Annotated in this window: 21 protein-coding genes; 15 read left to right on the plus strand and 6 right to left on the minus strand. The window is 41.9% G+C overall.

Going from position 1 to position 24779, the window contains the following annotated elements; genetic code table 11:
• The first annotated feature begins 6 nt into the window (after positions 1–6).
• From QR40_RS25810 to QR40_RS25830, 5 genes are all read left to right on the plus strand, one after another.
• The gene (locus QR40_RS25810; protein ID WP_242858583.1) at positions 7–984 is read left to right on the plus strand and encodes an ABC transporter permease; all 978 of its coding nucleotides are present in this window, start codon (positions 7–9) and stop codon (positions 982–984) included.
• Between the two features lie 14 nt (positions 985–998).
• A complete protein-coding gene (locus QR40_RS25815) occupies positions 999–1871 on the plus strand; it encodes a carbohydrate ABC transporter permease (RefSeq protein ID WP_044289514.1) in 873 nt (290 codons plus the stop codon).
• 120 nt (positions 1872–1991) lie between these two features.
• Complete coding sequence (locus tag QR40_RS25820) at positions 1992–2249, plus strand: group II intron maturase-specific domain-containing protein (RefSeq protein WP_276325466.1); 258 nt, start codon at positions 1992–1994, stop codon at positions 2247–2249.
• A gap of 150 nt (positions 2250–2399) precedes the next feature.
• A complete protein-coding gene (locus tag QR40_RS25825; protein ID WP_044297464.1) occupies positions 2400–4097 on the plus strand; it encodes a type 2 periplasmic-binding domain-containing protein in 1698 nt (565 codons plus the stop codon).
• 97 nt (positions 4098–4194) lie between these two features.
• Positions 4195–5085: a helix-turn-helix domain-containing protein gene (locus QR40_RS25830; RefSeq protein ID WP_044297465.1), complete on the plus strand. Its 891-nt coding sequence runs from the start codon at positions 4195–4197 to the stop codon at positions 5083–5085.
• 4 nt (positions 5086–5089) lie between these two features.
• On the opposite strand, the gene QR40_RS25835 is transcribed toward QR40_RS25830, so the two are convergent.
• Positions 5090–6001 carry a helix-turn-helix domain-containing protein gene (locus QR40_RS25835; RefSeq protein ID WP_044297466.1) on the minus strand — a complete coding sequence of 304 codons (912 nt, stop codon included), beginning with the start codon at positions 5999–6001 and terminating at the stop codon, positions 5090–5092.
• A gap of 315 nt (positions 6002–6316) precedes the next feature.
• On the opposite strand from QR40_RS25835, the gene QR40_RS25840 reads away from it, so the two are divergent.
• From QR40_RS25840 to QR40_RS25885, 10 genes are all read left to right on the plus strand, one after another.
• A complete protein-coding gene (locus tag QR40_RS25840) occupies positions 6317–7066 on the plus strand; it encodes an ABC transporter ATP-binding protein (RefSeq protein ID WP_027295043.1) in 750 nt (249 codons plus the stop codon).
• A 123-nt stretch (positions 7067–7189) separates the two neighbouring features.
• On the plus strand, positions 7190–8722 hold the full coding sequence (locus QR40_RS25845) for an AMP-binding protein (RefSeq protein WP_044297467.1): 1533 nt from the start codon (positions 7190–7192) through the stop codon (positions 8720–8722).
• Entirely contained in the window at positions 8719–9807 is a 1089-nt protein-coding gene (locus QR40_RS25850; protein ID WP_052431062.1) for an ABC transporter substrate-binding protein, read from the plus strand. Before QR40_RS25845 ends, QR40_RS25850 begins: the two co-directional genes overlap by 4 nt.
• 18 nt (positions 9808–9825) lie before the next feature.
• Positions 9826–10611, plus strand: coding sequence for an ABC transporter permease (locus QR40_RS25855; protein WP_044297468.1), 786 nt, complete (start codon positions 9826–9828; stop codon positions 10609–10611).
• A gap of 36 nt (positions 10612–10647) precedes the next feature.
• Positions 10648–12081, plus strand: a complete 1434-nt coding sequence (locus tag QR40_RS25860) for an MBOAT family O-acyltransferase (protein WP_044297469.1) — start codon at positions 10648–10650, stop codon at positions 12079–12081.
• Positions 12082–12092: 11 nt separating this feature from the next.
• Complete coding sequence (locus QR40_RS32125) at positions 12093–13238, plus strand: hypothetical protein (protein WP_027295041.1); 1146 nt, start codon at positions 12093–12095, stop codon at positions 13236–13238.
• A gap of 12 nt (positions 13239–13250) precedes the next feature.
• Positions 13251–13934, plus strand: a complete 684-nt coding sequence (locus QR40_RS25870; protein ID WP_027295040.1) for a response regulator transcription factor — start codon at positions 13251–13253, stop codon at positions 13932–13934.
• Positions 13927–15450 (plus strand): sensor histidine kinase, encoded by a 1524-nt coding sequence (locus tag QR40_RS25875; RefSeq protein ID WP_044297470.1) that lies wholly within the window; start codon positions 13927–13929, stop codon positions 15448–15450. The genes QR40_RS25870 and QR40_RS25875 overlap by 8 nt, the downstream gene beginning before the upstream one ends.
• 251 nt (positions 15451–15701) lie before the next feature.
• On the plus strand, positions 15702–16493 hold the full coding sequence (locus QR40_RS25880) for a ZIP family metal transporter (protein WP_027295038.1): 792 nt from the start codon (positions 15702–15704) through the stop codon (positions 16491–16493).
• 188 nt (positions 16494–16681) lie between these two features.
• Positions 16682–19300, plus strand: a complete 2619-nt coding sequence (locus tag QR40_RS25885) for a sensor domain-containing diguanylate cyclase (protein WP_052431063.1) — start codon at positions 16682–16684, stop codon at positions 19298–19300.
• An 82-nt stretch (positions 19301–19382) separates the two neighbouring features.
• Here the strand turns inward: QR40_RS25885 and QR40_RS25890 are convergent, their stop codons facing one another.
• From QR40_RS25890 to QR40_RS25910, 5 genes are all read right to left on the minus strand, one after another.
• Entirely contained in the window at positions 19383–20594 is a 1212-nt protein-coding gene (locus QR40_RS25890; RefSeq protein ID WP_027295036.1) for an ABC transporter permease, read from the minus strand.
• Positions 20595–20596: 2 nt separating this feature from the next.
• Positions 20597–21370: an ABC transporter ATP-binding protein gene (locus QR40_RS25895; protein ID WP_027295035.1), complete on the minus strand. Its 774-nt coding sequence runs from the start codon at positions 21368–21370 to the stop codon at positions 20597–20599.
• Between the two features lie 18 nt (positions 21371–21388).
• Positions 21389–22141: a DUF3169 family protein gene (locus tag QR40_RS30340; RefSeq protein WP_027295034.1), complete on the minus strand. Its 753-nt coding sequence runs from the start codon at positions 22139–22141 to the stop codon at positions 21389–21391.
• Positions 22128–22346: a helix-turn-helix transcriptional regulator gene (locus QR40_RS25905; RefSeq protein ID WP_027295033.1), complete on the minus strand. Its 219-nt coding sequence runs from the start codon at positions 22344–22346 to the stop codon at positions 22128–22130. The genes QR40_RS30340 and QR40_RS25905 overlap by 14 nt, the downstream gene beginning before the upstream one ends.
• Positions 22347–22487: 141 nt before the next feature.
• Positions 22488–24386 carry a PfkB family carbohydrate kinase gene (locus tag QR40_RS25910; RefSeq protein WP_044297471.1) on the minus strand — a complete coding sequence of 633 codons (1899 nt, stop codon included), beginning with the start codon at positions 24384–24386 and terminating at the stop codon, positions 22488–22490.
• Positions 24387–24779 lie beyond the last annotated feature (393 nt).

Genomic DNA, 24779 nt, shown 5'->3' on the forward strand with positions numbered 1-24779 from the left:
AGAGGTATGAAGATGAAAAAAAGTAGTGGTGATATGTTAAAACCAAAAGTATCCGGGAAGACAGTGACGTTTGGTAAAAAAGAGTCTCTGCTTCGCCATATAAAAAAGGAATGGAAGCTGTATACTTTCCTTATACTTCCAATCCTGTACTACATATTATTTAAATATGTTCCGGTCATCGGAAATGTGATTGCTTTTCGCCGGTATAAAGGAGGACCAAACATTTTAGGCCAGGATTGGATTGGACTGCGCTATTTCAAACAGTTTCTGACCGATCCCTCGTTCTGGAATGCGTTCTTTAATACCCTGAGGCTTAGCATCGGTTATCTGCTGATCCGGTTTCCGGCGACGCTGATATTTGCCCTGCTGATCAATGAGATCCGGAAAAAAAGGTGGAAAAAGACGGTACAGACCATTTCCTACCTGCCACATTTTATCTCACTGGTTGTAGTATGCGGTATGGTTAAGGAATTACTGGCAACGAATGGTCCGGTTAACTCCCTGATTGCTTCTCTGGGATTAGACAAGATTCCTTTCCTCTCCGAACCGGGCTGGTTTGATGCTGTCTATATCGGTTCCGGTGTCTGGCAGGCATTGGGGTGGGGAACCATCCTCTATCTGACCGCCATGACAAACATAAATACAGAGCTGTATGAGGCGGCGGCAATAGACGGGGGCGGAAGGTTCAAACAGGCAATACACGTGACAATTCCCGGAATTCTGCCAACCATTATGACACTGTTGATTATGGATATCGGGGGTATCGTAACTTCCAGCAATATGCAGAAAATATTGCTGCTGTATAATCCATTGACCCAGGAACGCGCGGATATCATTGGAACACTGGTGTATCGAATGGGTATTGCAGGAGGAAATTTCAGCTATGCGGCGGCAGTCGGATTATTTGAGGCTTTAATTGGGCTGATCCTGGTAACCAGTGCAAACTTCCTCTCGAAGAAATTTACGGATACATCACTGTGGTAGAAAGGAGCAGAATTATGAATAGGAAGCCAACAAAAGGATATCTGGCATTTCAGGCGGTAAATACGGTTGTCATGGTGCTTGTGATCATCATCACCCTTTATCCGTTTATCTATCTGATTGCGCAGTCCTTAAGCAGCGACGCTGCAGTCAGCGCCGGACAGGTTACGCTGTTCCCCATTGATTTCAGCCTGGAGACATACAAGTATATATTAAGAGATGATTCATTTTTTAAATTTTACGGCAACACCATATTCTATTCCATAGCCGGAACGGCAATTTCCGTATTCGGAACCGCTATCCTGGCATATCCCCTGTCAAAACCCAGGCTGCGTATGAATAAATTTTTTATTCCGTTTGTGGTGTTCACCATGTATTTTACAGGAGGCATGATCCCTAACTACATACTGGTAACACAGTGGCTGAAGCTGGGAGATTCCATATGGGCAATCGTACTTCCAGGAGCGATAAGTACCTTCAATCTGCTGTTGATGAAATCATTTTTTACAGGACTTCCGGAGGAACTGGAAGAAGCGGCGGCAATGGACGGCATGGGAGTCTACGGTGTATTCGCAAAAATTATTCTGCCTCTTTCCAAGCCGATCCTGGCTACGATGACATTGTTTTATCTGGTAGGGATGTGGAATGAATGGTTTGGACCGTTCCTGTATCTGGAATCCAGGAACAAATGGCCTATCGCGTTATGGGTAAGACAACTGGTAGAGGGGGCGAATCAGGTGGACATCGGTTCCACCGCAGAGGCAAGCAGCGTGCAGGCAACATTAAAATCAGCAACAATGGTACTCACTTCATTACCCATTATCTGTGTATACCCATTTGTACAGAAATATTTCGTGCAGGGTATGACAATGGGAGCGGTGAAGGGATAGGCGCGTCCAGGAAAGGGCGATTGGTTTAATGGGTGGAAGTCCCATACGGTAAGGCGTAGCGAGCCACCGTTAGCGAGTCTTGGGTGCTGACTGGTAACAGGCAGGGCTAAGCGTAAGTGGCTGAAATGCAATCGTGAGATGCCATTGAAGGTATTGATGCCAGCACTAAACCGAAAGCTGGTGGGACACTACCGATACTACGGATTAACGTATAACGTACAGTCGTTGGTGAAGTACCATTATTACACTACGCAACTGCTGTTTCAGTGGATGAACCGCAGAAGTCAGAAGAAAAGCTACAACTGGGAGGGATTCAAGCAGATGTTGGATTATTATCCGATGGTATATCCCAAGAGATATTTTAATCTCTATGCGTAGCTTGCAACTGTAAATGTTATTATGAAGAGCCGTATGCGGGAAAGCCGCACGTACGGTTCTGGAGAGGATTTCATATGGTGACATATGATTTTACTAAACCATCCGGAACTTAGTTGTGTAATAAAAATTATTATTCAAGGAGGAATTAATATGAAGAAGAGATGGACCGCACTAATGATGGCACTTGTTTTGGCAGGGACACTGACTGCATGCCAGGGAGGAGAAAAGGAATCAGCGTCAGGCAGCAAATCTGATCTGTCAGAATCTGCATCAGCCGGAGCACAGCAGGATTTGGATTACGAATTTGGAGAAGACGTAACCTTCCATTCAGATGAACCGGTTGAATATACCATGATGTATTCGGATCATGAAAACTACCCGGTTAAGGATGACTGGAGGCTGTGGAGTGCAATTAAGGAAAAGTCAAATACAACTTTTAAACTGACCTCGGTAGCCCGGTCAGACTACAATGATAAGGTGACTGCAGCCATAAACAGCGGAAGCGCGCCGTATATTGTTCCGAAAATCTATGATTCAAAGCCATTTGAGGACAGCGGACAGATCGTCGCTGTCAGTGACTGGGTGCAGTATATGCCCAACTTCCAGAAACAGGTAAAAGAATGGGGAATGGAAGAAGATTTAAAACAGATACTTGCGGCAGATGGCAAATATTACCGGCTTCCGGGCATGTGGGAATCAGTGGCAGGCGGATACTCCTTCATTATCCGTAAAGATATCTTCGAGGCTGCGGGAGTAGACATGAGTAAGGAAGCGCAGTGGACCTGGGAAGATTTCTATACGGCGCTTATGAAGGTGAAAGAATATACCGGCAAAGACAATATCTGGTCTGATCAGTTTCAGCTGGGGTGTGCAATGAACATAGCAGCTAATGTGTATGGCGTTAAGGCCGGAAATTCTGCTGACGGCGGAGACTGGGGGCTGCAGGATGGAATGAAATTTGATTTTGACAAGAACGAATTTTATTTTGCAGATACTACGGAGGACTATAAGGAATTTCTGAGATACTTTAATAAGGTCTATCAGGAAAAAATTCTGGATCCTGAGACCTTCACTCAGGACAGCACCCAGGCACAGGCTAAATTCTTCCGAGGTGATTCTTACGTCCTGACAGCAAATTACCAGATATTATCTGATATTCAGGCGCAGAACAAAATGCAGGTGGATGGTGCAGAGCTGTATTTTATGACAACCCCGTCAGGTCCAAAAGGAAATCTGAAAGTATCCAGCGCTTCCGGTCGTTTTGAGAATGGAATTGTGATTACGAAAAATGCATTGGACGATCTGGGAGAAGATGGGTTTATCAAAATGCTCCGCTTTATTGACTGGCTATGGTATTCTGATGAAGGGCACGAACTGACTCAATGGGGTGTTGAGGGAGAGACCTATACAAAGGACGACCAGGGAAATATTACCCTGAATTCAGATATTTATTACAATGGTTTTAACCCGGATGCAAAAAAACAGTTGAATGTGGAATATGGTTTTGGAGGCGGTGTTTTTGCATACGGAGGTAATGTACAGATTCAGCTTTCCAAATTCACAGAATCCGAAAAAGAGTGGAATGAGAGGATTAACGCAAATAAAACAGATCAGAAACTGGCGCCGCCTGTACTTGCTTCGGAGATGCAGAAGGAGGAACTGAATCTGATTAAAGTACCACTGATGGATTATGTTAATACTGCGGCACTGGAATTTATCACAGGTAAGAGAGATATTGACAAAGACTGGGCTTCTTATGTAGCTGACTGTGAATCCAAAGGGAGTACGAAATATACGGAAGAGGTCAACCAGATATTTTTAGACACAAAGGACATTCTGGGAATGTAAATCGTAAATATGCACATATATACCGTGTGCAGGAAAGAGGGCTGGCATACCGCACAGCCCTCTTATTTGGCAGAGCAGACGATACGGAGGAAAACTTATGAAGCAAAGGAATACACATATAATGAAACCCGAAGATGAACGCCAGTATATGCTGAATGATAAATTTGAAATCATGGAAAAGTATGGGGTGCCTACGGGTGCCCTGCAGATTCATTTTCACAATTTTTATGAGATATTGTATATAGTGGACGGAACTTTTAACTGCCTTATTGATAACACCACATATTACCTGAAGCGCGGAGACTTCCTCCTGATAGACAGAAATCATATGCATCATTACCAGTATGTGGAGAAACAGCATGAGGATTCCAAGCGGATACTGCTGTGGATTACAAAAGAATTCTTAAATGAGCTGTCGGGACCGGAAGTGGATCTGACCGGCTGTTTTACTATGGAAGGGGCACCGGCTTACCATTTTCCGGCACATCACGAAGATAAACTGGCAGATTACCTGTTTCAGATCCTGTTTGGTATTTCCACAGAAGAGGGGATAGACGCAGAACAGATGCTGATAGAAAAATCCTTTCTGACTTTATTTTTTGTTTATTTAAACCGGCTGTGTGCCCGACAGAGGTTTCAGTTTACGGAAGAGGAAACCACAACCAGTGAAATGATGAAAAGAGTAATTGAATATATTGACCGGCATATCGCGGAAACCATTGCAATCGAGGATCTGGTAAACCTTACCAGCATGACAAGGTATCAGTTTCTGCGCACCTTTAAATCCATTACGAGTATGTCCATCCATGATTTTATTATAAAAAAGAGACTGCTTGCCGCCTGTGAGCAGATCTGGCAGGGGAGCCAGATCTCTGATGTGTACAAACGGTGCGGCTTTGCAGATTACTCCTCTTTTTTTCGGAATTTTAAAAAGGCATATGACATGTCACCCCGGGAGTTTAAAACCTATTTTGAACAGGCTGAGTAGCAGTTTAAAGTGTTTTGCTTTCCGGAATCGACCAATGCTCCAGATAGGCAGCCTCCGCCGACGGTGGATAATACATCTCAACCCCAAAGGCGGCTGTACGGATCTGCTGTTGTTTTAACCAGCGTTCCATGAACTTATCCGCTTTGAACACCGCATCTCCGTACAGCTGGGAGATATTTTCCGCTTCAAAACCACAGACCAGATATTCACAGGCAGGCATTTCGAAGGTCTGATAGCCATGGACTGTTGTACCTGGAATGATTTCTGCACCGGCCATGTAGATGCAGTTCCCTTCTTTTGCATTCCCCAGATACAGGGCACCAAGTTCATTGCCCTCCGGCAGCAGATTGGGAATGAGAGGCTTGATTTTATGAAAATCCTCCCAGAGTTTCGCACCTGCGGCAACTCCGGTAGTTTCGCCGCCCATAAGCTGGGCAATTGGAATCTCACCTTCAATGCCGGCAAATGTTCTCGGCTGATCCAGCTTCCGGCGGAAGATTTCAAGTACCATTCCGTCTGTGATTAACGGAACATTCTCGTCTACCATTACATAGTTTAATATGAGATCCGGTTTGATAAAATGATTTAAAACCACTGGATCAGCGCGATACTGTTCCGGAGTGATGCCAAAGGTTTCTTTAAATGCCCTTGTAAAATTTGAGTGGCTGGAAAATCCGTACTCCATTGCAATATCTACAATGCGGCTGCTGCTGGATTTAAGAATTTCCGAGGCTTTTGACAGTTTACGCATTTTTATATAATCATAAACTGTTTTATTAACGAGGCGGCTAAAAAGCCTCTGGAAATAGAATGGAGATAAAGCTGCGATTTTTGCCAGGGTTTCGATTTGTAATTCTTCATTTAAGTGTTCTTCTATATAATCGATCGTGAATTGTATTGATTCCCATGCGTGCATAATCTGCACCTCCTTTATTATTGTTGGCAATGAGCCAAGGCAGACATGCTTGCATGTCCATTTGGCGGCTGCCGCGATGGCTGGAGCGAGCGTGTCTTAAAATTGTTTTCTGGTTGCTGAATAGAATATACCATATCTCAAGTAAATTATGCTTATCAAAGAGTGCTCTTTTTTCCTTTCTTTTTTCTTTCCTCAAATTTCTATCAATAATGTTAAGAAATATTAAGTAAATGTTACAATTGTGAGGATATTACAAACTTATATCACAATATTTCGTTAAAATATTCCTATTCTGGAATGATTGGGGAGAAATAAATGGCGATCTTAATTAAAAATATTACAAAATCTTTTACAAAGAATGATGACACAAAAATGCTGGCAATTCTTGAGAACCTTTCCCTGAGTATTGAGAAGCAGGAGTTTGTTTCTTTTGTAGGGCCTTCCGGATGCGGAAAGTCCACGCTGCTGAGAATTATGGCAGGACTGCTGGATTCAGAAGAAGGTACAGTGGAGATTGGCGGAGAAGTAGTAAAAGGACCCAGCAAAGAAAGAATGATGGTATTTCAGGATTATGTACTTTTTCCGTGGATGACTGTTTACCACAATATAGCAATGGGTCTTAAAATTGGAAAAAATGATAAGGAAAGAATTCAGAAAAAAGTGGACTGGGCAATTGATCTGGTAGGGCTGAATGGATTTGAAAAATCCTATCCTAACCAGTTATCAGGAGGCATGAAGCAGAGAGTGGCAATTGCCAGGGCACTGGTTATGAATCCAAAAATATTGTTGATGGATGAACCCTTCGGGGCGCTGGATTCATTTACCCGTATGAAATTACAGGATGAGCTGGTCCGCCTTTGTGACAGAAAAGAGTTTACCACCTGTTTTGTAACCCACGATTGTGAAGAAGCTGTATACTTATCTGACAAGATAGTTGTATTTACAAACTCTCCTGCAGAAATTAAGGAAATCATTACGGTGGACCTGCCAAAGCCCAGAAACAGGACAAGTCCGGAATTCCAGGCGATCAGGAACAGGATTCTGGAACTGGGTATCGGTGCATGAAAGTATGGGGGATATTCCGGTACAGCGTGATGCGCAGCTGTCAGAAAGCAATTTTCAGACACGCTCAAGTACCTATTAATATAGGAGTATATAATTAAAATATTAACAATGAGGAGCACAGAAATGCAAACAGCAACGTTTAGAACATTGATTGGAGACATGGCGGAAAAATACCAGGATCGATGCTTTGTCACCTGCGCGAGAACACTTCGGTCCCTTACCTATATAGAATTGCGTGATAAGATTGATGCAATGAGCCTTCATCTTCGGGCATTGGGACTTCGGAAAGAAGATAAAGTCTTACTTATGATGGAAAACAGTATTGAGTTTGCCATAACCTATTTTGGAGTTACCGACACCGGAGCGGTGGTAATTCCAGTCAATACATATTTAAAGGAAGCGGAGCTTTCTTATCTCATCACGGATTCTCAGGCGAAAGCAATCATTACAACTGAGAAGTTCGTTGAAAATATCCCAAAAAAATATAGAATGAAACAATTGTCTATGGCAGATGGGCATATCTTCCTGAGCATTGGACTGAAAGCTGCCAGTACACCGGGAGCACCGGAAATTCCCGAAACAAAGCCAGAGCCGGATGACGTGGCAATGCTGCTTTATACATCAGGAACTACGGGGCATCCCAAGGGAGTAATTTTAAGTTACCGGAATCTGCTGGCGAAAGCAGAGCATATCGCGGCGGCCCATAAGCTGACAGAAAAGGATGTGGCGCTGTGTGTACTTCCCTGGTTTCATATTAATGGACTGGTAATCACCCTGATTACACCTTTATTTTCAGGCGGAAGTATTGTGATAGGCGGCAAATTCAGCGTGCGCAGCTTCTGGAAGGATATTGAGAAATATAAGACTACCTGGTTTAGCGGGGTTCCTACGATGTATTCCCACTTGCTGGCGAAAGGAATCCCGGAAGACGTGGATTTCAGTTCCATGCGTTTTGCAAGATCCGCTTCTTCGCCTCTGCCGGTAGCAGTTCTGGAGGAGTTTGAACAGAAATGCGGTATGCCCATAATAGAATCCTATGGTATAACGGAAGGCTGCAGCCAGATTACCACAAATCCCATGCCTCCCCTTGCAAGAAAACCCGGTTCTGTGGGACTGACCTTTGGAAATGATATTAAAATCGTGGATACAGAGATGAATGAACTGCCAATAGGATGTCTGGGAGAGGTTCTGATTAAGGGAAATAATATAACCAGAGGATACTATCATAAGGAGGAAGAGACGAAGAAAGCTTTTACGGGAGAGTGGTTCCACTCGGGAGACCTTGGATATCTGGATGAGGACGGATATCTGTTCTTAGATGGCAGAATTAAAGAACTGATTAACCGTGCAGGAGAAAAGTTCTCACCCAGAGAAGTAGATGAGATTATTTATCAGATGGATGGGGTAGAACTTGCCGCTACCGTAGGCGTTCCGGATGCAGTGTATGGGGAAGAAGTAGCTGCTTATATTAAAGTGAAAGAAGACAGCAGCCTGGAAAAAGAAGATGTAATCACCTACTGCAAAGAAAGGATAGCGAGCTATAAAGTTCCGCGGATGGTATTTTTTGTAGAGGATATTCCCAAAGGAGGAAATGGGAAAATCCAGCGATTAAAATTAGTGGAGATGTTTAAGAAAGGACAAGGGGTAAAGGAATGAGAAAGTGGAAGAAATTAGTAGGAATGGCAGCGGCAGCAGCAATTTTTGTATGTGGATGCGGAGCAGGGGAGACAGCAGCAACATCCGCAGAGACAGCAGGAATGACGGCAGAAGATGCTGCCAGTGACAGCACGTCACAGGAAGTAGCAGACAAAGATACGGAACAGGATACCCAGGGCAGCAGTGAAGCAGCAGGCGGTGACAATGTAATACGGGTTGGCTCCATATTGGCACTGGGGACGGCAACTCCTTTCGTTGCACAGGAGAACGGGTTGTTCGAAGGAAGCGATATCTCTATCGAAGTAACCCAGTTTGCGGATGGTTCTGCTCTGATGGAAGCATTTGCAGCAGGAGAACTGGATGTTGCACTGTCCGGTGTCATACCAGTTGCTACCTGGATTTCAAAAGGTATCGACATGAAGGTAGTTGCTTCTGCCAATGGTGGCGGCCATGTACTAATGACCAGAAAAGATACGGGAATTACATCGGTTGAAGATTTAAAAGGAAAGACAATAGCCGAGCCAAATATCGCTACTGTGACTGATGCATTATTAAGAAGTAAAATTCTGGGGGATGCAGGTCTTGACCCGGATATGGATGTTACCCTGATTCCGGGTATGAAGCCGGCTGATATGGCAACAGTTCTGATGGTTACGAAGGAAGTGGATGCAATGATTACCTGGGAGCCATTTGCTGCCCAGGCTGAGAAGGATTATGAAGACATTACAGTTCTCTATGACACAGCAAAAGAAATTAAGGAAGAGACCGGAAGCAACGCGTTTTATCCTGTTAATGTAGTGGCGGCTAACCAGGATTTCATTGATAACCGACCGGAAGATCTGGACAAGTTCCTGGATATTTACAAGAAGACAGTTGACTATATCAATACAGATCCGGGAGCCAATGCAGTACTGGCAAAGGTTCTGGATATGGACGAAACAACAATCCAGAATGCCCGTGAACGTATTGACTATACATTTGACATAGATCAGGCAGCTACCCTGGAGACTTTACAGTGGGCAGCAGATCTTGGATATATTGACAAAGTGCCGGATAAATCAGAAATTTTTTACGAGAAAAAATAGAGAGGTTTGTAAAGTCTTATGAAATATAAAGCAAAACCGTTTTTACAGGGTTGTATAACCATCATTGTAGTAATTATTATATGGAGCATTGCTTCAAAAACGGGGCTGTTTGGGAAACTGGATCCGGATACCGCAAAGCTGCTTCTGCCTATGCCAAATGAGGTGGCGGCAGAGTTTGCGGACATGATAAAAAGCGGATATCTGCTCAGTAATATCTGGGTCAGTATGCAGCGGGTCCTGATTGGGTTCGGAATTGCAGCTGCAATCGGACTGCCCCTTGGAATCATCATGGGCATCAGCGAAAATGTCCGGAATTTTATTTACCCTCTGGTTCGTTTCTTTTCTCCGATACCGGGAGTTGCGTGGGTTCCACTGGCAATCTTGTGGTTTGGACTTGGAAACAATGCGGCGATCTTTATCATTGTAATGGGTTCGTTGTCACCGATTATTGTAAATTCCCTCCAGGGAGTTCTGAACGTAGACAAGAAGCTCTATGATGTTCTCAGTATTATGGAGGCAAATACCTGGCAGGTTGTAAAATATTGTATCATCCCAAGTATTATCCCCTATATTGTTTCAGGGTTTAAGCTGGGGCTGGGATTTGCCTGGAGGGTAGTGATAGCAGCTGAAATGGTAGGCGTGCCAAAAGGTCTCGGCTACGTATTAAGCGTGGGGCGAAATACGGCAAATACGTCCGTTACGATCATCACGATTATCAGCCTTGGCATTATTATGATGCTCATGGAAGAAGTATTGTTCCGGTTTCTTGAAAGCCGAACGAATCAATGGAAAAAATGGCAGTAAAATAAGCCGCAGAAGATGCGGCGCTGGAGGAATTATATGATTTTTTCATCTTATCAATTTATACTGGTATTCCTGCCGGTAGTGGCGATTGTGTATGGCATACTGAATCGCTTCCATTACTATTACCTGTCTAAAGTATGGATGGTTCTAGCATCCATGTATTTTTATGCACAGGGAAGTTCGGATTTCTTTCCGTTCTTTTTGGGAAGTGTCTTTGCAAACTATATTGTAGGAACTACTCTTTGCAGAATGCAAAAAGACAAATACAGGTTAGAGCGTAAGATTCTTATGCTCGCAGGTGTACTGGGAAATGTTGCGTTACTTGGGTATTACAAATATTATGATTTTTTTATAGAAAATATCAATCAGATAGCAGGCACAGACTTTTTACTGAAACGGATAGCGCTGCCGATTGGTATTTCCTTTTTCACATTCCAGTTAATTGCATTTCTGGTTGACTCCTATCGGGGAGAGACAAAAGAATACGGCGTTTTGGAATATCTGTTATTCATAACATTTTTCCCGCAGTTGATTGTAGGACCGATTGTACACCACAAAGAAATTACACCGCAGTTTGAAAATGACGAGAATATGAAACTAAACTACCGCAATATTGCCCTGGGCGTGTTTATCTTCGCCATCGGCTGTGGTAAGAAAATGCTGCTGGCAGATCCGCTGAACAACAGTGCGGCAGATTTTTACAGCTCAATCAAAGACTCGGTAACCATGTGGGAATCTTGGTTTTATACCATAGAATATTCCGTATCCTACTATTTTGACTTGTCCGGCTATACAGATATGGCTATCGGACTGGGACTGTTTTTCAACATAAAGCTGCCGGAGAATTTCAATGCACCATTTCGGGCAAGTAATTTCAAGGTATACTGGCAGAGGCAGCACATGACGCTTTCACGATTTCTTGGGGGATACGTATTTAAGAATGTATTCCGCAAAGGCGTAAAATGGCGGAATTATTACATAGCTACCATGGTGACCTTCTTAGTGTCGGGTATCTGGCATGGGGCAGGATGGAATTTCATAATCTGGGGACTCATGAATGGTGTCCTGGTTTGTATTGGCGCATATCAGAGCTATCACAAAAAAGAACCGCCATACCTGATCGGTGTTATCATAACCTTTTTCTTTATCGTACTTACAAGGGTTATATTCGTGGCATCGAATATGCATGATACCTGGGTGGTATATAAAGGAATGTTTGACTTTAAAGCGCTGATAGATCTGGGAGCTTCCCAGGTATGGCAGGAGATCTCCCATTTTGTGGCGGATCACCAGACGGTGGGACTGATTACCGTAGTTGGGCTTCTGATCTGCTGGTTTGCGCCAACCACAAGGACAATGGCGGAGAGATTTAAGCCGAATGCTTTGCATTTCTTATATGCAGGGACGCTGCTTGCGATTTGTATCTGTAAAATGAATCAGGTAGTACAGTTCCTGTACTTTCAGTTTTAGGAGGACAGCGAATGAAGTATAAAAAATGGGCAGTCGGATTCCTGGTATTTGTGTTAGCGGTATTTGGATTTATCTGCGGAATGAATTATTTTGTAGATCCCTTTGGATATTTTGCATTTCGGGGAGGCGATTATGATGCCCTTGGTACGATTGAAGTGAATGACAATAGTTACAGCAGGTTCTTTAAAGCGGAGCATGTAAAAAACTATCAGGACCAATACGATGGGTATATCATAGGCGGTTCCAAGGCGGGAACCTATCTTGCGGAAAAAATGAGTGAGATTGACGGATACCGTTATTACAATATGTTTTCCACGGTAGGAAACTTTAACGAATATTATCTGAACACAAAATATCTGGTGGAAAATACAAATGTTAAAAAAATTGTGCTGAACATCAGCGGAGGTGAAGTCCGCAGGTTTGAGGCAGAGCATGTGGGAGACCTGTATAAGGTTCCGGCACTTATTTCCGGAAAGTCCCAGGCAATGGAATTTATTGATTTTATGTTAAAAGATGTCACGGTAAGCCTGGATGAGCTGAAAGAAAAATGGAAAGAGAAGGGGACACAGACATTCTATCCGGAAATCGGGGATGGTGCCAGGAACCTGGAAAAGTATTATTTAAGGAGAGATGAGAACCCTCAGAAATTCACAGAGAAGTTTGTTACAAATAAAATCGATAAACATTTAAAAACACTCTTTACAAAACCTAGTGAAAGGCCTTATTATGAAGAGAACCTAAATGCTTTCAAAATGATAAAAGAAGTGTGCGATGAAAATAATGTAGAACTGATGGTGATTATTGCCCCATCCTTTATCGGTGAGATGAGTGAACATGAGAGTGAAGACTACTGGCAGTTCTTATATGACATCATATCAGTATCAGAAGTTTGGGATTTTAGTGGCTATAATGATATTGATCTGAATCCCTATAATTTTTATAATGAAGGCCATTTTTTCTATGAAGTATACGATTTGATGGTTGATACAATAAAAGGCACACGTTCCTATGAAGGGTTTGGTACTTACGTTACAAAGCGCAATGCTTATGAGCATATTGAAGAACGTAAGAATGATTATTACAAATTGAAGAAAGAATATGAAGAAACAGGCACCGTGAAATTAGGTGGATTTGACGATGCCAGCAGAATTCGTTAGGAGTAGTGTGAAATGAGGAAAAACCGTATTTTAGTTGTTGAGGATGAATTAAAACTGGCAAGGACGCTGTCGGATTTTTTGAATATCAATGGATATGAGGTAATAGTTGCTTATGACGGTCAGCAGGCTGTAGAACTTTTTTATCAGAACATGCATAAATTAGATCTGGTGTTGCTGGATATTATGCTGCCGCATCTAAATGGATTTGAGGTACTGGGAGAGATTCGTCAGAAATCTGAGGTGCCTGTTATTCTGCTCACGGCTAAAAATGCGATTACAGACCAGTTGAATGGTTTTAATAAAGGTGCGGATGACTATATTACCAAACCTTATACACTGGCAATTATCAAAGCCCATGTAGAGGCAGTCTTAAAGCGTGCAGGAAAACTTAAGGATGTTTTATTTGCAGGAGAGCTTAAGATAGAGATTGCAAGCCAGAAGGTTTATTTAAAAGAAGAATTTTTGGAAACTACGCCAAAGGAATTTGAACTTTTGGTGTATTTCCTGGAAAATGAAAACGTTGTACTTTCCAGAGAAGCTATTTTGAATTCAGTCTGGGGTTACGATTATAACGGAGATACCAGGACGGTCGACACCATCGTGAAGCAGCTTCGGAAAAAATTGACGGATCAATGTCCTTATATTAAATCTGTCTATGGCGTAGGGTATCTGTTTGGAGTAGGAGAACATGATTAAAAAAATAAAAGGCAATATGATTATAATGCAGTGGGCATTCCTTTTGATCGTTGTTGGGGGAAGCAGTCTTGTATTCAGTCTTTTTGCAACAGATTACTATGTTGGACAGAAGAGCAAAATGATGGAAGAAGCATTTGAAGAAATAAAATCGGTGGATTTAAAAAAGATAGACAGCGACGATAAAAATTTGTTTAAAAGTTATGAAAATGAGAACTTTTCGTTCGTCATTGCAAATGCTAATTACGAACCTGTTTATACAACAAGGAAATCAGGACCGAAAGCCCAGGTTTATAAAAATGTGAACCTTCATATTGAAGATTTTACGGAACAGCCCAAAATTCGAAGGAATATGTCAAAGGTTATGGGATTGATTCGATTTCCGGGAATTATCAAACAGGATGGAAATCTGTATTATGTGAGTATTAAGGAAGAGATTAAGTCAGCATACAGCTCCTTTAAATATACCCAGACCTTCCTGGCAGTAGTAATTGTTATCTCCCTTTTGATAGGCAGTATCATAATGTATATACTGTCGAACCGTATTGCAAAACCGATTGAAGAAATTGGTGAGGTCGCGAAGCGGGTTGCCAAACGGGATTTTACCAGAAAGGCAAGAACGGATACATCCTTTCAGGAAATTAACAGCCTCGCGGCAAATATCAACTCCATGTCCGAGCAGATTCAGGAATATGTGCAGAGCCTGGAGGGTGATAAGGACCGGTTAGAGATTGAAAATGTGCAGCAGGGCAAGATTGATGAAGTCCGTAAAGAGTTCATGGCAAATATTTCACATGAGTTAAAGACACCGCTGACGGTTATTTCCAGTCAGGTAGAAATGCTTCAATGTATGGGAGATGAGATTGACCGGGAATATTATTACAATTCAATTGTAGAAGAAGTGTCAAAGATGTCGGATATGATTGGGAATATGCTCAATCTCACTGTGATAGAGCATCATATGGATACGATGCAGATGGGTAAAGTAAATTTAAGTGAAATGATGCAGTACCTGATGTTTAAATACGATGCCCTGTTCAGGCAGAGCCAAATCAAATGTAGTTTCCATATTGAACCGGAATGTACTGTATTGGGAAATCGGGTATACCTGGAACAGGCAGTTGGGAACTTTATGATGAATGCTTTTAATCATACGCTGCAGGGCGGTCTGATTGAGGTCAGCCTGACCCGAAAAGAAGGAGATGTCTATATAGAAGTATACAATGAAGGAGAACCGATTCCGGCAGAGGATATAGATAAGATCTGGAGGAGTTTTTACATGAAAGGTGACAATGATATATCACCGCAGGAAGATAGATCCATGCATGCAGGGCTTGGGCTATATATTGTCAGAAGCATTGTAGGTTTACACCATGGTGAATGCGGTGCTGTCAACGTAGATAATGGTGTGGAATTCTGGATGAGGCTTCCTGGTAATTTGTCCGGAAATGAAATAAATGAAGACGTAAACCGCAGTAAAAAAGTGATTGGCAGAGACTTGGATACGCAAACTAAGTAGTAACATATCCCAGAAAAATATTTAAAACAGGATTAAGCCATAAGAAAAGTACAATCTGAAGAAAGTCCGGAACCCGGTAAAATGGGGAATGGAGAATTCGGACTGTACTTTTTTTGGGTACTTTTTTGATAAAAAATATTAAACAATTTCTTCTTGAAATGTATTATAATAAAGGATATCCGGGTTTAGAGAATGAGAACGGGTAATACTAAGAAAAGTAATTTTTATAAAGAGAGAAAAGAGGTGTATCTATGAATTCAGTAATTTGGGCAGCAGGAGGTACCGGATTCACATTTTTGATGACGACTCTGGGAGCTGCCATGGTATTCTTTTTCCGTGGGAAAGTAAATGATGGAATCCAGCGTATTTTTCTGGGATTTGCAGCAGGTGTTATGATTGCCGCATCCGTATGGTCATTGCTTATACCGGCAATTGATGAGGCGCAGGCACAGGGACAGATTGGGTGGCTTCCGGCAGCAGGAGGATTTTTACTGGGAGGCGCATTTCTTTTGATTCTGGATTCACTGCTTCCCCATCTGCATCCGGGAAGTAAAGAGCAGGAGGGAGTATCTGCATCCTGGAAAAGAACTACCTTGTTGGTTTTTGCTGTGACCCTTCATAATATTCCGGAAGGAATGGCAGTTGGACTGTCTTTTGCGTTAGCAGCCCAGCATGGCGGTGATACAGCATTATATGCCGGTGCCTTTGCTTTGGCGATTGGTATCGGAATACAGAACTTCCCGGAAGGCGCAGCTATATCACTGCCCCTGAAGCAGGAAGGCGTCAGTACGGGGAAATCATTTTTGTATGGAAGTATGTCGGGAATAGTAGAGCCGATTTTTGGTGTACTGACTGTTCTGGTGGCAAAAAATATAGAGCCTTATATGCCATGGCTGCTCTCATTTGCAGCAGGTGCCATGATCTATGTTGTAGTAGAAGAATTAATACCGGAGGCACATTTAGGAGAACATTCAAATGTAGGTACGATGGGCGTTATGGCTGGATTTTTGATTATGATGATATTAGATGTGGCATTGGGGTAGTATGGCAGCGAACAGTTTGTGAACGGTCCGCCCCCTTCTCTTTCCAGAATGAAAAAGATAAATTTTTGATGAAAAATAGAAAATAAATATATTTTACTATTGTTTCCGTATCAGTGTCTGTTATAATAGAAAATATTGATAATGATGGCAGTTGTGTTGTAATTATATAACAGAGGAGCTTTGAGAGCATGGATATTGGAAATCAAGGTGTAAGTTTTGTAGAAAAGTTTCTTTATTATTATTATAAAGAGTGGAATCCTGAAAAAATAACAGATATGATGGATTGTGAAATCCTTTGGTTCGAGACGGGGATTGATACGTTCTATTCTGGTCAGGATGCAGTGCTAAAATTGGCAGAAGAAAAACGGACAGCAAATTTCCATAGCTATGAGATTACAGAGCCGTTATATAAAACTAAACGTCTGGGAAGAGACTATTGCCTGGTGTTGCTAAAGGCGCGGCTGAAAGAGAAGTCAGCCGATAAGTTATGTAAAAGCAATGAAATACTGATTACAGCAATCTGCAGGTTAACAGATACGGAAGAAAAATTATGCTATTTTCATGTTTCTGCACCGGCAGCTGATATTGAGGCAAGGAATTTGGAACTACTGATGTTAACCAATAATGTTCCGGGTGCAATATTTTGCTGTAAATATGACGAATGCCTAACTCTGACGCAGATGAGTGAATCATTTTTGGAAATGTTCGGCTATACACAAAAAGAGATAGAGGAAAAGTTCGCGAATAGTTTTTGGGAAATGATAGACGCAAGGGATCGTGAGGCAACTCTGGAAGAGGTAAAAAAGCAGCTTGCCCTCAGCGATACCAAAGAAATAGAGTATCGTATCCGAAAAAAAGACGGCAGCGTTGCCTGGATTTTGGATAAGGGAAGATTGATCACAGCCAGTGATGGGAGTGGTATCTTTTATTGTGTATTGGTTGACATTACGAAAGGGAGACTTGCTCAGGAAGAACTGGCAATGAGTCTGGAACGCCATCAGATTATTATGGATCAGACAAATGATATAGTATTTGAATGGGATATTGAGAGGGACAGTTTAAGTTTTTCTTCTAATTGGGAAAAGAAATTCCATTATGAGCCTGTAAAAGAGCGGTTTTTCGCGTCGCTATCCTATAATTCTCATGTTTTTCGGGAAGATCTGCCCGCTTTTAGAAATGCATTTGATCAGATTCGAAGCGGTAAAGGTTACATGGAGATAGAAGCCAGGGTTAAAAAGACGAAAGAAGAATACATCTGGTGCAGATTTCGGCTTACTTCCCAGTTAAATAAAGATGGGATTCCCATTAAAGCGGTCGGGGTAATCATTGATATAGATAACGAAAAAAAGAATTCCCAGCAGCTTTTGGAAAAGGCTGAGCGTGACCCGCTGACGAAACTCTATAATAAAGGTACGGCGCATGCTTTGATTGATAACTACTTGCAGAGCAGTAATATGGGAAAGCAGTCTGCGCTGATGATTATTGATATTGATGATTTTAAAATGGTGAATGATACTCTGGGGCATTTATTTGGGGATGCATTTCTTGTAGAGATCACATCAGATGTGCGGAAACTGTTTCGTGAGTCTGATATTGTAGGACGTATAGGCGGAGATGAATTTATTGCTTTTATTAAGGATATTCCTGGCAATGCACTGGTGTTTGAGAAAGCACGTCAGGTGGTTGAGGCATTTCGCAATCTGCCTATGCAGGAGAGCTGGGATAAATCCATATCCTGCAGCATAGGAATCTCTGTATTTCCGAATGACGGTCAGCATTTCCAGGAGCTTTATAAGAAGGCAGATTATGCTTTGTATCAGGCGAAAAAGCAGGGTAAGAATCAGTATGTACATTATGACGATTCAATTGGCGACGGATTTCCGGGAATACCTGTCTCGATGCCAACGGCAGTAAATGAAAAAATTGACTCTAATGAAGGCATGGGGAACACCCTGAACAGTAAGCTGGTTGAGTATATATTTAAAATACTTTATAAATCCATTGATGTGGAAGCTGCGGTAAGCGCGATTCTGGAAATTGTAGGGCATCAGTTTAATGTAAGCCGCGCATACATATTTGAAAATACAGAGGATGACCGGTATTGCAGCAATACCTTTGAGTGGTGTAATACCGGCGTGAAGGAAGAAATCGATAATCTGAAGCATGTGTCTTATGATTTTGATCTGGGAGGAAACTATGTAGCAAATTTTAACGAAGATGGAATCTTCTACTGCAGGGATATTATGGAATTACCGCCGAAACAAAAGGCTATTCTGGAACCACAGGGGATTAAGTCTATGCTTCAGTGTGCCATAACAGACAATGGAGAGTTCAAAGGATATGTTGGTTTCGATGAATGCAGGATGAACAGGTTCTGGACCCAGGAGCAGATCACGACACTAATTTTTACCAGTGAAATACTAAGTACTTTTCTGTTAAAGAAACGTGCACAGGACAGTGTGGTTCAGACATTGGAGGGGATGCAGAATATCCTGGATAATCAGAATTCCTGGATTTATGTAATCGGTGCAGAATCTTATGAGATGTATTATATCAACCAAAAGACAAAATCGCTGGTGCCTGATGTAAGAGAAGGCATGTGCTGTTACCGTAAATTTTTTGACAGGGAGGAACCTTGTGAAAACTGTCCGGTAAAGGATCTGGATGATACTGTAAAAAACTGTACCAAAGAATTCTATAATCCGATACTAAATGTCTGGTCCAGCGCTGATGCTTCAAGGATCCGCTGGAAAGGGAAGGATGCAGTCCTTCTTTGCTGTCATGATATAACGAAATATAAAATATGAAAGTATCCATGAAAGCATTTATGATAAGGTTAATGAAAACAGCGCGGAACATATCGTCCGCGCTGTTGCTGTCTGTATTTATTTAAGCATTAAACATGATGCGTTCGCTGCTGAATGCTTTTGCAATGATTGCAGTTACTGCACCGCCCACCAGAACGGTAATTCCAAGAGTCATGGCAAAGTGAAGTACAGTTAATTCTCTGGTAAAGATTTCGCCAAGTGCTATACTGCAGTTATAGATTGGTATCAGGTATTCGTAAGTTGCGTGACCTGAGGATGGAGAAATCATGGTAAAAAGTCCTGCAACAATAACAATGATGTATAAAGGAGTTACATAAGATGCTGCTTCTTTCACAGTGCGGGCGAATACCGATACAATTCCAACCAGTGCCACATATAAAAATGCAAGAGCTATGATAATTGCAGCAATCATAATAATCTGCCCCGCAGTAAAGGTAACCGTCATATTTTCCGCACCCATAGATGCCATGGACTTGGGAAGAGAAACAGTTAAAGCAATAATATATACGGAAGCGGACATAATGGACAGCGTCATTAGTGCCAGAAGCTTGCCAAGGGCTATTTCAAAACGGCTGATTGGTGTTACTAACATGCTGGCCAGAGTACCGCGTTCTTTTTCGCCGGTAATCGAGTCGGTACCCAGTGACATCGTTCCTGCAAATAAAAGGATAGTTACCAGGTAAGGCAGCAGCATGGCAAGGAATTGACCGGAAGCTTTAGCATCATCCTGAATAATGGAATTCTGATTCGTGTTGTCAATTGTAAATATGGTTATCATATCCAGGTTACCCAGCCGGTCAGCCAATAATGCCTTCTGATATCCGTTCAGGGATGTTGTGAATTCGTCGTGGGCATGTTGGGAATAATTTTCTGACGGATTATAAAAAGTCTGAATGTCAGGAATCGGATCCCCCTCTTTATAATTTGCAATCTGCTGGCTGAAATCCTGAGGAAAGACTACCAGAAGATCGAGCTTACCGTTATAAATGTCATCTTTTGCAGCATCCAGAGTTTCGTCTGCTTTCAGATAGGAAACATTTGCTTTACCGATAAAATCCGCCATATGTCCGGCCATATCTTCCGGCGCATTCTGGATAGAAACCGTTGCAACATGCTCTTTGGTATTCTGTGATTCCTTATTGCCCAAATAACCCATAAGGCTGTAAATTCCAACCATAAGTACAACGGGAAGGATAAATAGTGAGAAGATCATTTTTGAATCTTTGAAGACACGCTTTAATTCTTTGCAATAAATTGCTTTTGTTCCGTTCATGTTTATACCGCCTTTCCATAAGTCTGGTACAGTTTAAAGAAAGCATCCTCCAGATCGTCACATCCTGTCTGGTTTAAGATATCTTCCAGTGTACCTTCTATTGTTAATTCTCCGTCAATAATAATCGCAATACGGTCACAGAGCTTCTCTGCTTCGGACATGATATGCGTAGACATGATAATTAATTTACCTTCTTTTTTCAGCTTCTGCAGATAATCAGTAACTGCACGTGCCGTAATGATATCCAGTCCTGTTGTGGGTTCATCGAAGATGATTACCTTGGGATCGTGAATTAAGCTTACTGCAATGGCGGCTTTCTGCTTCATACCGGTGGACAGTTCTTCTATTTTCTTGTTTTCAAATTCCTTTATTCCGAAATGTTTGAAAAGCTCATCCCTGCGCTGGTTGATGGTTTCTTCTGAGAGCCCGTGCAGTTTTCCGAAAAATCCCATGAGGTATTTTGGTGAAAACTGAGGATCCAGTTTGATCTCATTTGTTAAAAATCCTATATTTTCACGAACTTTGGCGGAATCCTTTATAGTGTCATATCCACATACGGATATGCTTCCGCTGGAAGGCTTCAGGAGCGTAGCCATACAACGAAGGGTAGTGGTTTTGCCGGCGCCGTTTGTACCCAGAAGGCCGAAGATCTCTCCTTCATGAGCCTCCAGATTAAGATCGGAAACTGCTGTTTTTTTAGTGTTCTTTGCTTTTTGTTCTTTTTGCTGCTTCTTGTTCAGGTGATAAATTTTAGAAAGATTTTTAATTTCAACCATAATATGTCCTTTCTGTTGCTAATGATTTTTGGGTTTTGAAAGTTTTAAAGAGGTAATGGAGTATACCATAACCTGTAATAACCATATTGCACCAACGATTAAAAAGGGAAGGGTTCCAATTTCAAATGATGGACCCAGCAGGATTAAAAAAATCAGGATGAACACATAAAAGATCTGTGAAATGCGAAACGCTTTGTAAGCTGACTTATAAGCAACTTGCTTTTCCTGTTCATCACAACTTTTCAACCATTGTTTCTGAAAGTTGAAATCCAGAGGATCCCCTTTCTTTTCCGGATTAATTTCCTGATCCAGCCCGATAATCTTCCGCTGAAGGAGTGCTAATGCAAGTGACAACGTGATAAATGCCAGCATGCAGATCAGCTGGGTGGCTGCGCCCCCTTTGTGAATGTCTATAATTCCGATACAGAAAGCGATCATTGCCAGAATAGGACCGATTTCACTTGCCATCAGGGAAATGGAAAGCTTTCGTTCCGTCTGAATGATGGAATCGGAATCTTCCTGATCCCACAACTTGAATTCCTTTTTAGAGATACGGTATAAAACGTAGGAAATCAAAAGGGCTATGGCATCAAACACAACACTCATATAAATGGAGTATCGAATCAAGATGCCGGATACCGTATTCCCCACACTGGTTAAACTAGCTTCAGTTGAAGCAAAAAGATAACCCGCGATTCCTCCGAGTACACCTGCCAGAAAAATGACTAGAAAAAAGCGGATTAAGACAATCCTTTTTCTATTCTTCATCATCTTCTCCCTCCTCATAACTAAATATTTCTTCAACACCAACCCCGCAGACTTTGGCTATTTTAAGTGCTAAAGTTACTGAGGGGGAATAATCGCCCCGTTCAATCAAACTGATTGTCTGCCTGGATGCACCTACCAGGCTTCCCAGTTGCTGCTGGTTAATTCCCAGCTTTGCGCGGAATTCTTTCAAGCGATTGTATAAGGGCATATGATCATCCCCTTTCTTATAACAATTTTTATAATCCATGGAGTGACAAAGAATTAAGTCAAAATGACAATTATTCTTGTCAAAGACAGTATAGCAATGACAAGAATAGTTGTCAAGAAGAAAATTACAAGAATTGTAAATTCATCGATGTATCAGATCTGGTTCCACCTTTTTTATATAAGTTTCCAATGAGCTCCGGTCAATCAGCGCAGGTACAACCCCTTGCCTGGAAGTACAGAACCCTGCGGCATAACTGGCAATCCGTATGGCTTCATCCAGGCTGTAACCATACAGAAGATAAGAGGCAAGAGCAGATATGAAGGCATCTGCGGCGCCTGTGTTGTCAACAGATACAAAACCAACAGCCGGATAATAACGCTCAAGACCGTTTGATTTAACGTAGCATCCCCGGTGTCCAAGGGTGATAATCACGGTGCTTACGCCTTTACTTAGAAAACAGTCTGCCTGTTCGGGAAGTGTACGGATGCCCGGACAGAGAGAAATTATTTCGATCTGGTTTGGTATAAAAATATCAATATTTTTAAGAATAGAATCGGGTATCCGATCCAGAAGTGTCGGCTTTAGGATAGTCCTGGCGCCGTACTTTTTTGCGGTTTGTGCTGCTGTCTCAATAGTAAAATCCGGTATTTCGGTTGGCAGCAGGCAATAACCCGCATTTTCAAATAGCCGTTCATTATTTATAATATCCTGGGCTGTCACATTCTGGTTTGCCCCGGTAAGGATAGAAATCGTACTTTCCCCGTCATTTTGTACATGTATGTAAGCTTTTCCCGTGCTGGCGCTAAGATCCCTTCCGATTCCCTGTATATCTACACCATTTTCCTTCATAGCACTGTAAATCAGAGCGGAATCATAGTCAGTTCCAACTTTGCCGATCAGGGAGACGGGATGACCCAGGCGGGCAGCGCCGATTGCCTGATTTACCCCTTTCCCTCCCGGGAAAGTAGTGGAACGGCTTGTACTGACGGCTTTACCGGAATGAGGCAGCTCATCTAGATTTAATGTGACATCGATATTGATGCCTCCGACCACTACGATTTTCGGGGAACGGTTTGGATAGGGAACATCCAGGCTGGCAGTGTGGTCCAGTAGGGATGTCTGGTAAAAGCTGAGATCAGAGAATTCTCTTTTTTCACATTCTTCAATCAAGTGTCTGCAAATAAATTTTCCAAATTCATAGTAAGGAACCGGAATACCGGAAATTCCAGGGTATTGAATCTCCCCCGGGACATCATCCTTCAGCGTAATGAGAGAAATATCATATGGAATCCGATAATGGAATTTGTCCAGCTGTTCGTAGAGAGCAAGGCATAATGAAAAGTGCGAACATAAAATGCCGGTGAGTTTCCGCGCGACAATATCTGAATACCAGCTTTCAGAATCTGTTGATAGAACCATGCTGTCGGTAAACGGAATCTGATTGTCGTACAGGCATTTTTTGAACCCTTCCAGAATGAGCTGTGAGCGGTGTGTGCCGGGTGACAGGAGACAGGCAATTTTATGATGTTTATATTCAACCAGAATCCTGGCGGCCTGGTACCCCAGAGAGGAAAAATCAATGCAATAGCTGTTATCCGGCGCTGATGATCCACAAACAGCATATGTAATATTCAATTTTGCAAAATGGTGCCCGTGACAGAGGCTTTGGCTGCTTACCGGATCCCAGATAACGCCGTCTACCTTGTTTTTACAGAGTGCAGTTATATTTTTCAACTCTTCCTGCGCGCTGTTAATACTGTCACAGATTAAAATATGATAGCCGTTTTCCCGTGCGGTGGACATTATTCCATCCAGCAGAAGACGGGATTTTGAGGCAGATTTTAATAATACACCCAATACAAAAGTTTTAGCAGTAGATGCAATTTTTGCCGAGGAATAGGGGGTATAATTATATTCTTTAACGATTTTCAAAACACGGTTTCTGGTTTCGGCATTGATGTTCTCATCCTTGCTGTTTACGATCTTAGAAACGGTGGAAATGGATACACCGGCTAAACCGGCAATTTCTTTAATTGTCATATCACTATTACTCCAAGTTTAAAAAAGGTTGTCAGGTGTGTTTGCAATGACATAATTATCATATATGAACTGTATTTTGTCAATTGCTATTTGACTTAAATTGTATAAATAGCACAAAAAACAATTTTCTGAAATAGTTATATCTAACAAAGTATGAGGAATAGTATTGACATAAAACGAAAACGTGATAAGATAACATCAAGAAATTGATTTAAGAAAATTATTTTCCTAAACTAGCAATTATATTTTGAAAGGAGGAGCAGAGGAACTTAATTGATGTTGCAGCTTATATTCTTGATGCAAAGTATAGAACTGCAATTGTATACTAAATCTATCATCTTATATACACAAGAAAAATACGCATGTGATCTGCAGGACAGAATTTGCAGAAAT

The sequence above is a fragment of the Robinsoniella peoriensis genome (genome assembly GCF_000797495.1).
GTDB lineage: Bacteria > Bacillota > Clostridia > Lachnospirales > Lachnospiraceae > Robinsoniella > Robinsoniella peoriensis.